The 17,478-nt window shown below is 55.4% G+C and carries 14 protein-coding genes; 12 read left to right on the top strand and 2 right to left on the bottom strand.

Annotated features, from left to right (window positions below; all coding sequences use genetic code 11):
* Positions 1–514: 514 nt before the first annotated feature.
* The 6 genes from O1Q74_RS02180 (at position 515) to O1Q74_RS02155 (ending at position 6,202) form a co-directional block, all read left to right on the top strand.
* Entirely contained in the window at positions 515–2,128 is a 1,614-nt protein-coding gene (locus O1Q74_RS02180; protein ID WP_271875897.1) for an ABC transporter substrate-binding protein, read from the top strand.
* A complete protein-coding gene (locus O1Q74_RS02175; protein ID WP_271875896.1) occupies positions 2,106–3,065 on the top strand; it encodes an ABC transporter permease in 960 nt (319 codons plus the stop codon). Before O1Q74_RS02180 ends, O1Q74_RS02175 begins: the two co-directional genes overlap by 23 nt.
* Positions 3,058–3,924 carry an ABC transporter permease gene (locus O1Q74_RS02170; RefSeq protein WP_271875895.1) on the top strand — a complete coding sequence of 289 codons (867 nt, stop codon included), beginning with the start codon at positions 3,058–3,060 and terminating at the stop codon, positions 3,922–3,924. The genes O1Q74_RS02175 and O1Q74_RS02170 overlap by 8 nt, the downstream gene beginning before the upstream one ends.
* On the top strand, positions 3,921–5,624 hold the full coding sequence (locus O1Q74_RS02165; protein WP_271875894.1) for a dipeptide ABC transporter ATP-binding protein: 1,704 nt from the start codon (positions 3,921–3,923) through the stop codon (positions 5,622–5,624). Before O1Q74_RS02170 ends, O1Q74_RS02165 begins: the two co-directional genes overlap by 4 nt.
* Positions 5,625–5,699: 75 nt before the next feature.
* Entirely contained in the window at positions 5,700–5,951 is a 252-nt protein-coding gene (gene yefM / locus O1Q74_RS02160) for a YoeB-YefM toxin-antitoxin system antitoxin YefM (protein WP_225086722.1), read from the top strand.
* On the top strand, positions 5,948–6,202 hold the full coding sequence (locus O1Q74_RS02155; protein ID WP_271875893.1) for a Txe/YoeB family addiction module toxin: 255 nt from the start codon (positions 5,948–5,950) through the stop codon (positions 6,200–6,202). The genes yefM and O1Q74_RS02155 overlap by 4 nt, the downstream gene beginning before the upstream one ends.
* Before the next feature lie 41 nt (positions 6,203–6,243).
* Here the strand turns inward: O1Q74_RS02155 and O1Q74_RS02150 are convergent, their stop codons facing one another.
* Complete coding sequence (locus O1Q74_RS02150) at positions 6,244–7,098, bottom strand: helix-turn-helix domain-containing protein (RefSeq protein ID WP_271875892.1); 855 nt, start codon at positions 7,096–7,098, stop codon at positions 6,244–6,246.
* Between the two features lie 24 nt (positions 7,099–7,122).
* Positions 7,123–7,962, bottom strand: coding sequence for an HTH-type transcriptional activator RhaS (gene rhaS / locus O1Q74_RS02145; RefSeq protein ID WP_271875891.1), 840 nt, complete (start codon positions 7,960–7,962; stop codon positions 7,123–7,125).
* A 335-nt stretch (positions 7,963–8,297) separates the two neighbouring features.
* Between rhaS and rhaB the strand changes: the two genes are divergently transcribed.
* From rhaB to mgtA, 6 genes are all read left to right on the top strand, one after another.
* Positions 8,298–9,788 carry a rhamnulokinase gene (rhaB, locus tag O1Q74_RS02140; protein ID WP_271875890.1) on the top strand — a complete coding sequence of 497 codons (1,491 nt, stop codon included), beginning with the start codon at positions 8,298–8,300 and terminating at the stop codon, positions 9,786–9,788.
* Positions 9,785–11,047, top strand: coding sequence for an L-rhamnose isomerase (locus tag O1Q74_RS02135; RefSeq protein ID WP_271875889.1), 1,263 nt, complete (start codon positions 9,785–9,787; stop codon positions 11,045–11,047). Before rhaB ends, O1Q74_RS02135 begins: the two co-directional genes overlap by 4 nt.
* A 4-nt stretch (positions 11,048–11,051) precedes the next feature.
* Entirely contained in the window at positions 11,052–11,876 is an 825-nt protein-coding gene (rhaD, locus tag O1Q74_RS02130) for a rhamnulose-1-phosphate aldolase (RefSeq protein WP_271875888.1), read from the top strand.
* 88 nt (positions 11,877–11,964) lie between these two features.
* The gene (rhaM, locus tag O1Q74_RS02125) at positions 11,965–12,279 is read left to right on the top strand and encodes an L-rhamnose mutarotase (RefSeq protein WP_271875887.1); all 315 of its coding nucleotides are present in this window, start codon (positions 11,965–11,967) and stop codon (positions 12,277–12,279) included.
* Positions 12,280–12,712: 433 nt separating this feature from the next.
* Positions 12,713–14,290 carry a methyl-accepting chemotaxis protein gene (locus O1Q74_RS02120; protein WP_271875886.1) on the top strand — a complete coding sequence of 526 codons (1,578 nt, stop codon included), beginning with the start codon at positions 12,713–12,715 and terminating at the stop codon, positions 14,288–14,290.
* A 473-nt stretch (positions 14,291–14,763) separates the two neighbouring features.
* Positions 14,764–17,475, top strand: coding sequence for a magnesium-translocating P-type ATPase (gene mgtA, locus O1Q74_RS02115; RefSeq protein ID WP_271875885.1), 2,712 nt, complete (start codon positions 14,764–14,766; stop codon positions 17,473–17,475).
* The last annotated feature ends 3 nt before the right edge of the window (positions 17,476–17,478 follow it).

The following is a 17,478-nucleotide window of genomic DNA, read 5'->3' as shown; positions in this document are numbered from 1 at the left end:
AACGTATTCTTTCACACGGCATCACACAAAAATTCTATCCGAATTTTTCACTCATATACCCTAAATAATTCGCATTTCAGGCAGGCGACAAATCGGTTCCAGACCGATTTGAACAGCACTAACGCTGGCCCAGAGGAGGAGCCTCATTTTCCTTATTCCGGTCTGAACCAACCCGGATGCCAATGCGCTTCACGCCAGAATAGTGCCGCCATTCCCCTGGACGCTCCATCCTGATGGTGTCACTGCCAAACCACACCACCGTAAATCGGAAATGTTTGGCCACAGTTGATGCGCATCAACCAACACATCGATCACTGGTAGTAATAAAAACCGCTACCACCACCAAGATTCCAAAGAAAACCTTTCAGCCTCAGCGCGAGTACAAGCCTTTCGCATATATATTTTTATGGAATTGAAAATCCACTTTTATTCTTTTACATGCATAAGACCGCCCTCTAGAGTAGCGAAAAGACCGCCGTGTATGGCCTCATGTCATTGGTAAAGGACACAGGGAATGGAAAAAAATCATCCGCAAGTTACGACTCTCGCCGCAGGGTTACTCTCGTTACTTTTCGCACTCAATCCCGGTGCTTATGCTGCACAAAGCGGTGAAAAACCGGTGTCTGGCGGTATCCTGAATGTCGGGCTGGGCAGCGATACGCCGATTATCGACCCGCACATTACGGCCTACGGCGTAACCGCGCTGATTGCGCGTAACGTGGTCGATTCGCTGGTCGGACAGGCGGAAGATAACCGCTTTACGCCCTGGCTGGCCGAAAGTTGGAAAATTAACGACAACAACACCGAATACACTTTCCATCTGCGTAAGGACGTGACGTTCAGCGATGGCACCAAGCTGGATGCCGCAGCAGTGAAATACAACATCGAGCGTATTCTCGATCCGAAAACCACCTCCAGCTACGCGAAATCACTGTTAGGCCCTATCGACAAGGTCTCGACGCCGGATGACTACACGATTGTGCTCCACTATAGCTCTCCGTTTTCGGCGCTGTTACAGGGGCTGAGCCTGCCGTATCTGGGTATCCAATCACCGACGTACCTGAAGAACACGCCAAATACCAGTAACACCGTGGTAGGTTCTGGGCCGTTTATTCTCGACTCCTTTGTAAAAGGCAGCGGCAGCAAACTGACGAAACGTCCTGATTACAACTGGGGACCGGGTTATGCGAAACACACGGGCCCAGCTTATCTGGATGGTCTGGTGTTCAAATACCTGCCGGAAGCGTCGGTCCGCCTTGGCGCACTGAGCAGCGGCCAGATTCAGGCCATTGACGCCGTGCCGCCCGCCAATTTCCCAACGGTGAAGCGCAATCCGAAGCTGGAAGTGATCACCTATGAGAATCCGGGCGTTAACCGCGTGCTCTACCTCAATACCACCAAAGGCCCCTTCCAGGATGTCGCGGTGCGTAAGGCATTCCAGAGCGCCGTAGATACCAACGCAGCGGTGAAAGTCGCATTCTTTGGTACGCTGAAAGCCGCCGATAACGTTCTCGGCCCCGCCACGCTGTACTACGATCCGAGTGTCGCATCCCGCTGGGGCTTCGATGTGAAAAAAGCCAACGAACTGCTGGATAATGCAGGCTGGAAACAGAAAGACGGCGAAGGCTTCCGAACCAAAGATGGCAAGCGCCTGAGCGTCAGCTTCGTGTACGCCTCAACCAACGTTGAAGCTGCCGATGTCGCGCTGTTCCAGGCGGTGCAATATCAGGTGAAGCAGGCAGGCTTCGAAGTCAAACTGACGCCAGTTGATGCGGGTGAATTCACCACGCGCACCAATGCCAATGAGTACGATATCGCCTCCAACTTCTTCGTGCGTGCAGAGCCGGATATTCTGCGTACCGTCTTCGATTCGGCCTATGCGCCACCGAACGGCAACAACTTTACGCGCATTAGCGTGCTGAATGACAAGCTGAGAAAAGCCATCGGCGCGGGCGAAGCGGAACGTAAACAGCTCTATAGCGAAATACAGCGTGAGGTCATCGATCAGGCGTATGTGGTTCCATTGTACATTCCCGCCTACCAACTCGGCCTGTCCAAACAGGTACAGGGCATAAGCTGGGCTACCAACGCAAAACCGAACTTCTATGATGTCTGGATTAAACGTTAATCTGTACGCGTTAGGTAAACGTCTCTTCACCATTCTGGCTGTGCTCTGGGGCGCAGCCACATTGACGTTTATTGCCGTCAAACTGATCCCCGGCGATCCTGTTGCCATTCTTAGCGGCGGCGATAACGTGGTGGATGAAGCCTATCGCGCCGTACTCATCAAACAATTCGGGCTCGACCAGCCGCTGTGGGTGCAGTATCTGCGCTACTGCGGACAGGCGCTACAGGGTGATTTTGGCGTCAGCTATCTCTACCGTCTGCCAGTCGGTAGCGTGATTAGCGATGCGATGCATGAAACCCTGCCGCTGGCGCTCGGCGGTCTGATTCTGGCGTTGCTCCTTGCCATCACCAGCGCGCTGCTGACTGCTGGCCGTTATGGTGCGCTACGTACCACCGTTTCCTGGCTGGAACTGACGCTGCTTAGCACACCAGTCTACTGGATTGGGATCGTACTGCTGAGCCTATTCAGCTTTCGTCTGCAATGGTTTCCGGTCACTGGCAACGATGGCGTGATGTCGCTGGTGCTACCGGTTATCACGTTGAGTCTACCGATTGCCGCGATTCTGAGTCAGGTACTGCGTGACGGTCTGGAAGAGGCACTCTCCCAGCCGTTCTCGCTCACCGTGCGCACACGCGGCGTCAGTGAAATCCGGTTACGTTTCCGCCACGGTTTGCGCCATGCGGCGCTGGCGGCCTCAACGCTGACCGGCACGCTGCTGGCAAGCGTACTTGGCGGCTCCGTGTTGACTGAAACCGTCTTTGGCCGCGCGGGTATCGGGCAGGTCACGTTGAGCGCGATTGAAAACCGTGACATGCCGCTGGTACTGGGCGTCGTGATGCTGTCCGCGTTCCTGTTCGTCGTCATCAACCTGCTGGTGGATGCGCTGTATCTCATCATCGATCCCCGCTTACGCAAGAAGGCGAGCGCCCATGAGTAGTGAACCGATGCCCTTTACGCAGACGCTCTCTGGAAAAACCTATCGCAGTCCGTGGCTGACCACAGCGACGCTATTGCCTGCCGCTATCGTTTTCCTGCTGGCGCTGGCAGTTTTTTTCCCTTCGCTGTTTACCAGCCGTACTGCCGATGAAATGGATATGGGGGCGGTATTTCAGCCGCCGAATGCCACCTATTGGTTCGGCACCGATCAACTGGGACGCGATATTTTTTCCCGTATCGTTCACGGCACCTCGCTGTCGCTGGGCATCGGCGTCGGCGCGATGCTGATCGCCTGCTTCGGCGGCGTGCTATTTGGCACTCTGTCAGTGCTCGCGCCGCTGCGTATCCGTCAGGTTCTGGTGCGCCTGTTGGACATCATGCTGGCGTTTCCCGATCTGCTGCTGGCGCTACTGGTGATCGCCGTACTGGGACGCGGCCCGGAAAACACCATGCTGGCCGTTGGGCTGGCGGGGATTGCCGGCTATGCGCGTTTAATTCGTTCTCAGGTACTGCAAGTCAGGCTATCCGGCTATGTCGAGCACGCGATTGCGCTGGGCGAGCACCCATTGTATATCGTTTTCCGCCATATCATTCCCAATACGCTGCGCCCGTTGTTGATTGTCGCCACCATTGGCGTCGGCCACGCGGTGCTGTCCGCCTCGGCGCTGAGTTTTCTGGGCTTGGGCGTCGTGCCACCGACAGCCGAATGGGGCGCGCTACTGGCTGACGGACGTAACTTCCTTGATATCGCGCCCTGGGTCAGCCTGCTGCCCGCCAGCGTCGTTGCGCTGTCGGTGATTTCCATCACGCTGCTCGGGCGTCGTTTACAGGCCATTTTGGCAAAAGGAGAGGCACGATGAGCCTGAATACACTTCCTCACCCCGCTCATGCCGCTTCAGAAGCCCCCGCAAAGACGCCGCTGCTGCGTGTAGACGGCCTGAGCGTCACCTTTCCCAGCCCTTTCGGCCCCATTCGTTCGGTTAAGAACCTCTCTTTTCAGGTCAATGACGGAGAAATTCTGGCGCTGGTCGGCGAATCGGGTTCAGGGAAATCCGTCACCGCTCGCACGCTGGTAGGTCTGGCTGGTGAAGCCGTTGACGTACAGGCAAACGCGATTGAGCTCACGCGCCATGACGGCAGCCGGTGTGATTTACGCTATCTGACCGATCGCGACTGGCGGGCGATTCGCGGCCGGGAAATCGGCTTTGTTTTACAGGATGCGCTGGTGTCTCTTGACCCACTGCGCAAGATCGGACAGGAAGTCGCCGAACCGATTCTGACCCACCGCCTGCTGCCACGTGAACAGATTCCCGCACGCGTCGCCGAACTTCTGGTGAAGGCCGGCATCCCCGATCCAGAGAATCGCGCGGCGCAGTATCCGCATGAGCTATCCGGCGGCCTGCGTCAGCGAGCGCTTATTGCTTCCGCGTTGGCAGCCGGCCCACAGTTACTGATCGCCGATGAACCGACTACCGCGCTGGATGCCACGGTGCAAAAGCAGGTGCTGAAAGTCTTCACCGCATTAGCGCAGGCAGGACATGGCGTGCTACTGATCACCCACGATCTTGCTGTCGTCGCAGACGTTGCGGATCGCGTCATCGTGATGCAGAACGGAGCGCTGGTAGAAGGCGGTGAGGCACGGCAGATCCTGTCAGCGCCGACACATCCCTACACCCGAAAACTGCTGGCGGCGATACCCACCGCGTCTACCCGTGGAAAGTGGCTGGCTGGCGTCGATCCCTTACAGGGTGGCATTGCTCCCTCAGCCGCGTCTCTGGCGACGACGCACACTGACGATACCATCGCCCTAACGGCAGATCGCATTGCAGTGTCGTTCAAACGCCCGGACGGCAGCCGGATGCAGGCCGTTAATCAGGTATCTCTCCAGATCAAACGCGGTGAAACGCTGGGTATCGTCGGGGAGTCCGGTTCGGGTAAAACCACGCTGGGCAAAGTCATTCTGGCGCTGCAAAAACCGGACAGCGGCGAAGTCAGACTGGCGGACCATGCCTGGAGCGCGTTAACAGAGCGCGAGCGCCGACCGCTACGCGCACGCATTCAGACGATCACGCAGGATCCGCTCAGTTCGTTCGATCCGCAATTTACCATCGCCCAGATTCTGAACCAGCCGCTGCGCCTGCGCCGCGATCTGAACGACGACGAGAAACAGCGGCGCATTCTGACGCTACTGGAGTATGTCGGCCTGACGCCCGACCTGCTGAGCCGCCGTCCAAGAGCGCTGTCCGGTGGGCAACGCCAGCGCGTTTCCATCGCACAGGCGCTGGCTTCGGAACCCGAGATTCTGATCTGCGACGAACCGGTATCGGCGCTGGACGTCACGACACAGGCGCAGGTGCTGGATTTACTCGTCGCGCTGCAACGCCAACTGGGGCTGACAATGCTGTTCATCTCCCACGATTTGGGCGTGGTGCAACACATGAGCCACCGCATCGCAGTGATGAAAGACGGGGATATCGTAGAAACCGGTCCGGTCGAGCAGATCTTCAACCAACCGCAACACCCCTACACGCGCCTGTTGCTTTCAACGGTGGCGGAGTAGCGCTGTTGAAGAAAGATTTGGTGGTTAAAAACGCAGCGACATTGTACAATGATAAGTACATATCAGGAGGTACAAATGCGTACAATTAGCTACAGTGAAGCCCGACAAAATCTATCGGCGACCATGATGAAAACGGTCGAAGACCGTGCTCCCATACTTATCACCCGACAGAATGGTGAAGCCTGCGTGCTGATGTCTTTGGAAGAGTATAACTCTCTAGAGGAGACCGCGTATTTACTGCGTTCACCAGCAAATGCAAAAAGACTGATGAACTCAATCGAGAGCCTTAAGGCTGGCCATGGTGAAGAAAGAGATATCATTGAGTGAAACTAATCTGGTCAGAAGAAGCATGGGAAGACTACCTGTACTGGCAGGACATCGATAAGCGGATGGTCAAAAAGATCAATGAATTAATAAAAGAAACGCACAGGACACCTTTTGAGGGAAAAGGAAAACCAGAGCCACTTAAACATAATCTTGCTGGTTTCTGGTCGCGCCGTATCACCGAAGAACATCGTTTGGTTTATGCCATCACCGATGACGCCATGATGATCGCTGCCTGCCGCTACCACTACTAACCCCCCATTGATTCATCGCACCCAATAGCTAAAAAGCGCCGTCACTCCACATTCAGGAAGCGCTGACGGTAGGCGCTGGGTGAGGTGCCGAACGCCTGATGGAACACGACGGAGAAGTAGTTGCTGTCTTCAAAACCGCACAGCGCGGCAACGTCGCCAATCGTTTGCAGGTCATAACGTAGCAGTTCCATCGCTTTACAGAGCCGCAACTGGCGCAGGTAGTGCGGCACGCTCATGCCGGTTTGTTCTTTAAAGCGCGAACGTAAGCTCCGGGCGCTGAAATGGTGCTGTTCGCAGAAGGCTTCAAAGCGGAACGGGATCGCAATGCTGGCACGCAACGCATTCATCAACATATCTAGCTGATGCGCATCGGCCAGTTGTGGATTATCCGGCGTGTGGCGATAGCGCGCCGCCAGCAGCGCAATCTGCAACAACAGCGCTTCGCTCAGTTGCAGCGACAACGCATCCGACTTCATGCACTCCTGCCTCAGCGCATCCACCTTCTCACGAAGGGTATCCATGCCTTCCGAGCCTAAACACCAGTGGCGCTGACTTTGTGGACGTTCTCCGCCCGGCAGTAACATTTGCCAGTCGGCAGACAGCGTCAGGCGATTGCGGATATAGAGGATGTTGTCCAGCTCAAGCTCGTGGACGGATTCATAGCTGTGACGATCATGTGCGGAAACATAGAACATATCGCCACGGGTAATGCGGTAAGGCACATCGTTCCAGAGGTGCAGGCCATTGCCACGCCAGACAATCACCAGTTCGTCAAAATCATGATGATGCAACGGAAACACCGGCTGCGGATGCCGCTCGGCCACCATCACGGCATTCTTGTCGGTGAGGAAATAGTCTTCAGTCTGTAATTTCAAACCCCGTACTGCTGTCGCCATTCCCTCACCCACCGTTGCCGTTACCTATTCTTCACGAGAAAACGCCTGATGGCGTAGTGACTTAGGCGCCTGCGAGAATGCCTTGCGGAATTGCGTCGAGAAGTGATTGCTGTCGCTAAATCCACAGGCGTGCGCAATGGTGGTGATCGAGTCATCACTCTGCTGCAACCGCCGACGCGCCTCCAGTAATCTTAACCGATTCAGATAGCGTTGTGGCGTCATACCCGTGTGTTGTTTGAGCTGGCGATGCAGCGTGCGCAGCGGCAGTGAGAACTGATCGGCCAGGCACCCCCAGTTCACCTCTTCACTGTAGTTGTTTTGCAACCAGCCCAGCAGCGCCTGTACTCCCTGACGCTCGGAGCCGTTGGCCTGCGTCTGGAAGCACTGCTGACGCAACTGCACCAGAATATGCAGAAACAGGCTCTCGCTGGCGGCAATCGCCTCCGGCGCATCGCTCTGCGCTAATTCAGCCAGGCTGTTCAACGACTGCTTCAACTGCTGCATCCCCGCCGCATTCACGTGCCACTGCCCCTGCCACTCGCCGTTCGGGCCATACGGCAAGAAGGCGGCGATATCGGAAAGGAAGCGAAACCCACGCGGCGAGCGGTACAGCATATTAGTCAGACACAGCCCTTCCACGTCTTCAAACAGATGCCTGTCGTTATCGCGAACAAAGAACACCGAACCGCTGCACAGCGCATAAGGCTGATCGTTAAACACATGGACGCCAGCGCCCTGTTCCACCAGCACAATTTCCCAGAAATCATGGTAGTGCTCAGGAAAAGCCGTTTGCGGGGTGCGCGGTTCTACCGCAACCGTTACGGCACGCGAAGTAAAAAAATCATCACCACGAAGTAACGTCATTTCAGTTCTCCATTCGGCCTCTGGCAAAAATGTGGCCTTTGAAAAAGGGTAGCCAGAAGCCAAAGAACCGACCTTAAATTACCGTCACTCACGTGCCATCTGACTGCTCTTTTTTCAAGATCGCACCGCCCAATTAGTTGAAGTGTGGTAAGGATCACACCGCTTTTTCCCTGATTTTTACGTGGTTATTCTCTGAATAATTTCCCAGATTGTGAGCCCTTTCACGGTCAGCTTTGTCATTTTGCCAACCGCCTGTTGTTGATGGCACTCATCGGAAGGTGGCTGCGGTTACCGCTCTTTACACTGCAACACATCCAACAATAAGGAGTGCGGCTATGGCGGTGAAGAATATCGTGGCGGTGGATTTAGGGGCATCCAGTGGTCGGGTCATGCTGGCAACCTTGCACACCGCAACGCAGCATCTGACGCTGAAAGAAATTCACCGTTTCAGCAATACGCTGGTGTTTCAGGACAACCACCACCAGTGGGATCTCGCCGCACTGGAACGTGACATCCTCATCGGATTACACCAAATCGATGCCATGGGTATCGCGCCTGATAGCATTGGAATCGACAGCTGGGGCGTGGACTATGTGCTACTCGATAAGGACGGGCAGCATATCGGCCTGCCGTATTCCTATCGCGACCACCGCACCGACGGCGTGATGGCTACCGTCACTGCCGAACTGGGGCGTGAGGCGATCTATCAGCGCACCGGCATTCAATTTCTGCCGTTTAATACGCTGTACCAGCTTAAAGCGCTGTGCGATACGCCGTCTGAAAATTTGAATCAGGTGGCACACCTGTTGATGATCCCCGACTATTTTCATTATCGCCTCACAGGGAATCGGGTCTGCGAATACACCAACGCCAGTACGACCCAACTGCTTAATCTGGAAAAGAAAACCTGGGATAGCACGCTGCTGGATTATCTGGGTGTCCCACACCGCTGGCTGAGCGAACCCGTGCAGCCGGGGCACGCCGTGGGAAACTGGACAGCACCGAGCGGACGACAGATTCCCGTCACCGCCGTCGCCACGCACGATACCGCCAGCGCGGTGGTCGGCGCGCCGTTGCAAAGCCGCGACAGCGCCTATCTCAGCTCCGGCACCTGGTCACTGATGGGGATTGAGAGCGACACGCCGTTTAACAGCCCACAGGCGCTGGCCGCCAATATCACCAACGAAGGCGGCGTGAATGGCACCTATCGGGTGCTGAAAAACATCATGGGCCTGTGGCTGTTACAGCGGGTCTGCCAGGAACGTGACATCAAGGATTTAGGCGCGCTGATTCAGTCCGCCGCCGCTCTACCTGCCTTCGTCAGCCTGATTCACCCGAATGACGAGTGCTTTATCAATCCGCCGTCTATGCATCAGGCAATCCGCGACTATTGCCGTGAGCACGGCCAGCCCGTGCCCCAAAGCGATGCCGAGCTGGCACGCTGTATCTTCGACAGCCTCGCGCTGCTCTACCGCCAGGTGGTGCTGGAACTGGGCGAACTGCGGCACGCCCCGATCCGCCAATTGCACATTGTCGGCGGCGGCAGCCAAAACGCTTTCCTGAACCAACTGTGCGCCGATGTGTGCCAGATTCCGGTTCTGGCCGGGCCGGTCGAAGCCTCGACGCTTGGCAATATCGGCTGCCAGCTGATGGCGCTGGGCGCCGTCGCCGACCTTGCCGCTTTCCGGCACATGCTGACTCATAACTTCCCTCTGCATCGCTATACCCCGCGCGCGGAGAGTGATTTTGCCGGGCACTGGCGTCGTTTTCAGGCGCTCAGCCAGCCAGAAACCGCCCCAAAGGGCAAAAAGGAGACCACGCAATGAGCACACCGATTGAAACCGCCTGGCAGTTGGCAAAAGCGCGTTATGCCAGCCTGAATATTGACGTAGAGGCCGCGCTGGAACAGCTCGATCAGATTCCGGTGTCAATGCACTGCTGGCAGGGTGACGATGTGGCCGGATTCGAAAACACTGGCGGGCCGCTGACCGGCGGCATTCAGGCCACCGGCAACTACCCCGGCAAAGCGAGCACGCCAGATGAACTGCGTGCCGATCTGGAACAGGCCTTTGCGCTGATCCCCGGCCCCAAACGGCTGAACCTGCACGCCATCTATCTGGAATCCGCGCAGCCCGTCGCCCGTAACGAGATTGCCCCCGAGCATTTCCGCACCTGGGTTGAATGGGCCAAGCGCCACCAGCTCGGGCTGGATTTTAACCCGACCTGCTTTTCGCATCCGCTGAGCGCAGACGGTTTTACCCTGTCGCACCCGGACGAAAAAGTACGTCGCTTCTGGATTGAACACTGTCAGGCCAGCCGCCGGATTTCTGCCTACTTCGGTCGCGAACTCGGTACGCCGTCAGTCATGAACATCTGGGTGCCGGACGGCATGAAAGATTTAACCATCGATCGTCTGGCGTTCCGCCAACGGCTACTCAGCGCACTGGATGAGATCATCGCTGAGCCGCTCGATCAGGCACACCATATCGATGCAGTGGAAAGTAAGCTGTTCGGGATCGGCGCGGAAAGCTTTACCGTCGGTTCCAATGAATTCTACCTCGGCTACGCGGCCAGTCGCGGCACTGCACTCTGTCTGGATGCCGGACACTTCCACCCGACAGAAGTCATTTCCGACAAGATCTCCAGTGCAATTCTGTACGTCCCGCGCCTGCTGCTGCACGTCAGCCGACCGGTACGTTGGGACAGCGACCATGTGGTGCTGCTGGATGACGAAACGCAGGCCATCGCCCACGAAATCGTGCGCCATAAGCTGCTTAATCGCGTGCATATCGGGCTCGATTTCTTTGATGCCTCGATCAACCGCATCGCCGCCTGGGTTATCGGTACACGCAATATGAAGAAAGCCCTGCTGCGCGCGCTGTTGGAACCGACGGAAACGCTACGCAAGCTGGAACAACAGGGCGATTACACTGCGCGTCTGGCGCTGCTGGAAGAGCAGAAATCGCTGCCGTGGCAAGCCGTGTGGGAGCACTACTGCCAGCGTCATGACGTACTTCCGGGCAGCGAATGGCTGCAACAGGTGCGTCAGTATGAAGAAACCATCCTCACTCAACGTCAAGGGTAAGACTATGCAAGCAATTCTCTCTTCCTGGTTTGTACAGGGAATGATTAAAGCCACCAGCGACATGTGGCTCAAAGGCTGGGACGAACGTAACGGCGGTAACGTCAGCCTGCGCCTGACGGCTGAGGATGTGACACCTTATGAAAGCGACTTCTACCCGCAGCCGCGCCATGAGGCGCTATCACAACCGATGCCCGAACTGGCTGATTGCTGGTTTATCGTCACCGGTTCCGGCAAATTTTTCCGCAACGTTCAACTCGACCCGGCGGATTCACTGGTGGTATTGCAGGTTGATAGCGACGGCAAAGGCTACCGTATTTTTTGGGGGCTCACCAACGGTGGCCTGCCGACCTCTGAGCTGGCCTCGCATTTCCAGTCGCACATTGTACGCATGGGCGTGACCCAAGGGCACGACCGCGTCATCATGCACTGCCATGCGACCAATCTGATCGCCCTGAGCTATGTGCTGGAGCTGGATACCGAGACGTTCACCCGTGAACTGTGGGAAGGCAGCACGGAGTGCCTGGTCGTCTTCCCGGACGGCGTGGGGATTGTGCCGTGGATGGTGCCGGGTACCGATGCCATTGGCGATGCCACCTCCGAGCAAATGAAGCGTCATTCGCTGGTGCTGTGGCCTTTCCACGGCATCTTCGGCACCGGCCCGACGCTGGACGACGCCTTCGGCCTGATCGATACCGCAGAAAAATCCGCCGAAGTCATGGTGAAAGTGAGATCGATGGGCGGTAAAAAGCAGACGATCTCGACCGAAGAGCTGATCGCACTGGGTAAACGTTTCGGCGTCACCCCTATGGAAGCCGCACTACGCGTGTAGTTCGCCTAACGTATCGCTTTCCTTCAGCCTCAACCCGCCACGGCATCCGCGTCGTGGCGGGCAGCCAACGACTACGGGGGACTCATCCATGTTGCGTAAGGCTTTTGTGATGTCGGTTTTTCCTGACTGCCACGACGACTACCAGCGTCGCCACAATCCTATCTGGCCGGAACTGGCCGACGTGCTGAAAAATCACGGCGCGCACCACTACAGTATCTTTCTGGATAAACAGCGCAATCTGCTGTTCGGCTATGTGGAAGTCGAATCCGAAGCGCGCTGGGAGGCGATTGCACAAACGGAAGTCTGCCAGCGCTGGTGGAAGCACATGAGCGACGTCATGCCCTCCAATCCCGATAACAGCCCGGTTAGCGATGCGCTGGAACCCGTGTTCTATCTGGACTAAGGTATACTTTGTGTTAAGCATCATCATGCAGCGGTAATGATATTACCGCTGTGTCATTATGGCTGAAGCGATCAAAAAAAATAATTTGTCATTTAGTTAATGGGTTTCGTTACATATAGCTATTAGCTTTAATAAACACATCAATATTTATTAAATATTGATGACGATCACATTTTACCCCCTTATTTGTGAACGTTTTATTTCTCACATTAAAAATAAAAACATTCATTAAAACAATGTTTAACAACCACCCTCTCGATTTAAAAAAAAGTCATTAAAAATAAACAGGATTTAGTATCGATAAAATCAAACCTGTTATTATTAAATTCCGTTTAATCACGCCACTCTCTTTATCGAATTACGTATTATAAAGATCTTATTTTATTTGCCGTTATCACTATTACCTTCTCTCTAATAATCAATAAGAATAGCGATGAAATTCTCTCAACTCACAGTATTTTCCAAGTTATTACTCGGGTTTTCCGTCCTGGTAGCCATGATGCTGCTATTGGGTGTGGTCTCACTACTCCAGCTTAGCGTTAATAACAGCCGTATTGTTGAATTAAGCAGCAACAGCCTGCCTGGCGTGCGATATAGTTTGGAAATGCGCGGCACATTGTCTGAAACGCGTTTACAGCAAATACAGTATATCGACTCCAAAACCCCCGAAGAGCGTGAAGGCCATCGCAAGGAATTATTGCAAAACGCCGATGCCTTCCTTGCTGCGTTTAAGAACTATCAAACGGTTGCAAGCACTGAGGATAAAAAAGCGCTGATTAAAGTGATTGGCGATAATTTCTCCGGTTTTAACTCGGTCAACGCCACGCTGATTGATACCGTGAACCGGGGCGATCTGGCTGAAGCGAGCAAAATCAGCGGCGCAAGCTCTTCTAAGTATCGTAGTCAGTTAATGAAAGATCTGGCCAGGCTGGTGGATATGGAAGTGGCGACGGCAAAAGACATCGTTGCCAGCGCCGATTCGACATATCGGACGTCGCAGTACTCTGTTTGGGGATTGCTGCTGCTCGCTCTGCTGACGACCGCCGTTATCGCCACCATTATCTCACGCAATATTTCACGCCAGCTCGGCGGCGACCCGAATTACGCACAAGAAATCATGACCGAGATTGCCTCCGGTAATCTCACAACGGAAATCAAACTGCGCCAAGGGGACAACAGCAGCCTGCTGGCTTCCATCAACTACATGAATCAACAGTTGATGGGCATCGTGCATACCATCATGAGCGGCAGTGAATCCATCTCGCTGGCATCCAGCGAGATTGCTCAGGGCAACAGCGACCTGTCGCAGCGTACCGAAGAGCAGGCAGCCTCGCTGATTCAGGCATCGGCGAATATGCAGCAGCTAACGCACACCGTGCGCCAGAATGCGGATAACGCCAAGGAAGCCAGCCAGTTGGCACAGCAAACCTCGGAAACCGCTTCTCAGGGTGGGCTTATCGTGGACGACATGCTCAAGCGCATGCATGAGATCTCCGACAGTTCACAGAAGATCGTCGATATTATCGCCGTGATCGAAGGGATCGCTTTCCAGACCAACATCCTTGCACTGAACGCCGCAGTAGAAGCCGCCAGAGCGGGCAGCGAAGGAAAAGGTTTTGCCGTCGTCGCGGGCGAAGTTCGGACACTGGCACAGAAGAGCGCCAATGCTGCCAAAGAGATCAAAACGCTGATCGAAGGCACCGTCGAGAAAATTACCGATGGCTCTGCGCGAGCAGACAAAGCCAGCCAGGCGATGTCGGAGATTGTGCTGTCAGTGAAAAAGGTCACCGATATCGTGGCGGAGATTTCTCAAGCCTCCAACGAGCAGCATATCGGCATTAAAGAGATTAGCGTGGCGGTAGAACAAATGGACCGCGTCACCCAGCAGAACGCCGCGCTGGTTGAAGAATCCGCCACGGCGGCGCACGCCATGACGGAACAGGGTGAACAACTGCGCGATGCGGTTCGCTTCTTTAAAGTGAATCAAGACCATATGCTGAGAATTCATTAATTCCCCTCTGCCCCGCTGGCTACCCGGTGGGGCACACATGCTTTCAGCGTTCCCCTTTTCACACCTCGCACCGACGACAGCGCGATACCCGCTGTTCGTCGGCTCCCCCAATCTGTCTCATGAACAAACGTTGACGTTCGGTTTAAACAAAGGGAGTTATTGTTGCACCACTAAACTACGTATGCTGTTTTTACGCCACGGTTTCTACGTACTCTACGTACCCTGCATCGTCAACTGACGACTATTTTGCTATCTCGCCGCACGGCGATAAGGAGACAACATGGACGAACACCCTCGATGGCCCGGTAAACCGCATCCGTTAGAATAAGGACCGTCTTCTTCCCCGACCCCTCTGTTCTCTCTGCCTGCGCCGTTTACCTCCCTTAATACCTTTATTTTTCTCCGCTTTACGTCCCTTTATCCGGGATGCGCGCCCGTGCGTGGCGGACAGGCAACATTAAGAGAGCAGCATCATGACCGATATGATCACGCAAACGGGGTATCGCCGCGCCCATAAAACCCCCACGGCCACTTTTGCGATTGCCCGCGAGGCGCAAAACAGCCTCGACCAAACGCTGGCTAACCTGAATACCCATCTGCACGGCTTAAGCCATGATGACGTGATTGAACGTCAGCAAACCTATGGCGAAAACCGTGTCGCCCATGAGAAAGCACCGCACGCGCTGGTACAGTTAGCCGCCGCGTTTAATAACCCGTTTATTTACGTGCTGACCGCGCTGGCCGCTATCAGCTTTTTCACCGATTACTGGCTACCGCTACGCCATAACGAAGAGACGTCGCTCACCGGCGTGATCATCATTCTGGTGATGGTGAGCCTGAGCGGCCTGCTGCGCTTCTGGCAGGAATTTCGCACCAATAAGGCCGCAGAAGCGCTGAAATCCATGGTGCGGACAACGGCCACCGTACTGCGCCGTCCTCACGCCAGCGCCAACGCCGTCATGCAGGAGATCCCGCTTCAGCAGTTGGTGCCCGGTGATATTCTGCTGCTTTCCGCTGGTGATATGGTGCCTGCGGATGTCCGGCTGGTGGAATCACGCGATCTGTTCGTCAGTCAGGCGGTTCTAACCGGTGAATCACTGCCGATCGAAAAATACGACGTGTTCAGCGATATCAGCGCCAAAGGCTGTCAGCCCACAAGCTGTGGCGGCGAAAGCGATCTGTTGGCGTTATCCAACATCTGCCTGATGGGAACCAACATTTCCAGCGGCACGGCAACGGCCATCGTCGTGGCGACCGGTAGCCATACTTACTTTGGCTCGCTGGCGAAATCCATCGTCGGCACCCGTTCCCAAACTGCCTTCGATCGCGGCGTCAACAGCGTAAGCTGGCTGCTGATCCGCTTTATGATCGTGATGGTGCCCGTCGTGCTGCTGATCAACGGCTTCACCAAAGGCGACTGGATGGATGCCAGCCTGTTTGCGCTGGCGGTCGCGGTTGGCCTGACGCCGGAAATGCTGCCGATGATCGTCTCGTCCAATCTGGCAAAAGGCGCGATTGCCATGGCACGGCGTAAAGTCGTGGTCAAACGCCTGAACGCGATTCAGAATTTTGGCGCGATGGATGTACTGTGCACCGATAAAACCGGCACGTTAACGCAGGATCGCATCATCCTTGAGCATCACCTGAATACGCGGGGTCAGGCCGATGAAAGCGTGCTACAACTTGCCTGGCTCAACAGCGCGCACCAGAGCGGCATGAAAAACCTGATGGATCAGGCCATCATGCAGTTTGGTCGCCATAATCCCGCCATTGCCGCGCTGGGCCGCTATCGCAAAATCGATGAGCTGCCGTTTGATTTTATTCGCCGCCGCCTGTCCATCATCGTTGCTGATGAACACAACCAGCAACGCCTGATTTGCAAAGGCGCGGTAGAAGAAATGCTCTCTGTCGCCACACACGTGAGTGAAAACGGACAGCGGTATGAACTGGACGATGCACGCCGTAATACGCTGAAAACGCTGGCAGAAAGCTACAATCAGCAAGGGTTTCGCGTGTTGATGATCGGCACTCGTGAGCTGAGTCCGGTGGGCAGCACGCTGCCACTCAGCGCCGAGGATGAACGCGGCCTGACAATCTGCGGCCTGCTGACGTTCCTCGATCCGCCGAAAGAGAGTGCTTCTGCCGCCCTTCGTGCCCTGCATGAAAACGGTGTGACGGTTAAAGTCCTGACGGGCGATAACGCGATCATTACCAGCAAGATCTGCCGCGATGTCGGGCTGGAACCGGGCGACGTACTGGAGGGGAATGCGATCGATGCGCTCAGCGATGAGCAGCTTGGCGTATTGGTGGAACAGCGCACCATTTTTACCCGGCTAACGCCGCTGCAAAAATCTCGCGTACTGAAGGCGCTGCAAGGCAATGATCATACGGTCGGCTTTTTAGGCGACGGCATCAACGATGCGCCCGCCCTGCGCGATGCCGATATCGGGATTTCTGTCGATACCGGCACGGATATCGCCAAGGAATCGGCCGATATCATTCTGCTGGAAAAGAACCTGATGGTACTGGAAGAAGGCGTTATCAAAGGGCGCGAGACGTTCGGGAATATCATCAAATACCTGAACATGACCGCCAGTTCCAACTTCGGCAACGTGTTTTCGGTGCTGGTCGCCAGTGCCTTTATTCCGTTCCTGCCGATGTTGGCGATCCATCTGCTGATTCAAAACCTGATGTATGACATCTCCCAACTGTCGCTGCCGTGGGACAAAATGGATAAGGAGTTCCTGCGTAAACCGCGTAAATGGGATGCCAAAAATATCGGTCGCTTCATGCTGTGTATCGGGCCAACGTCATCGATTTTTGACATCACCACCTACGCGCTAATGTGGTTCGTGTTTGCCGCCAATAGCGTAGAACATCAGGCACTGTTCCAGTCAGGCTGGTTCGTTGAAGGGCTGCTGTCACAAACGCTGGTGGTGCACATGCTGCGTACCCAGAAGATCCCGTTCATTCAGAGCACGGCGACGCTGCCGGTGATGCTGATGACAGGATTGGTGATGGTGACGGGTATTTACCTGCCGTTCTCATCGCTGGGGCCGCTGGTCGGGTTACAGCCGCTACCATGGGAATATTTCCCCTGGCTGGCCGCCACGCTGATTGGCTATTGCACTGTCGCGCAACTGGTCAAGCGCACTTATATCCGCCGCTTCGGCCAATGGTTCTGATCC

The organism is Pectobacterium sp. A5351 (assembly GCF_028335745.1).
In the GTDB taxonomy this organism is placed as follows: Bacteria; Pseudomonadota; Gammaproteobacteria; order Enterobacterales; family Enterobacteriaceae; genus Pectobacterium.
Note: the sequence above shows the minus strand (reverse complement) of the source record. Positions and strands in the feature narration are given on the sequence as shown.